Genomic DNA, 279 nt, shown 5'->3' with positions numbered 1-279 from the left:
ACAAATTCGGGCGCAACCAATCGGTGGCCCTCATGCTGCCACCAATGCTGACCGGCCTGAGTTTCTAATACCGAGAAAATTATGTGATGAAGCGAGCGAAAAACGCTCTCATCAAGCAACCCCTGCTTCCACTGAAAATACTCGTTCTGCCTCGCTACAAACACCGCCGTAAGAAAGAAATCCATCAGCAGGGCGTTATGAGGGTCGAGGGAATCCTCTGACGCCAGCTTTTGAAGAGCTGTCGCCATATCCTGACCTTGCACCACCATGTGCATGTGT

1 protein-coding gene is annotated in these 279 nt (G+C 51.3%); it reads right to left on the bottom strand.

Going from position 1 to position 279, the window contains the following annotated elements:
* A partial coding sequence (locus tag QWY29_RS20275; protein WP_300963035.1) for a hypothetical protein occupies positions 1–279 on the bottom strand: 279 nt, incomplete at both ends.

The organism is Nocardioides abyssi, assembly GCF_030412915.1.
Lineage (GTDB): Bacteria > Actinomycetota > Actinomycetes > Propionibacteriales > Nocardioidaceae > Nocardioides > Nocardioides abyssi.
The sequence above is the reverse complement of the archived record's forward strand: the minus strand, read 5'-3'. Positions and strand labels throughout refer to the sequence as shown.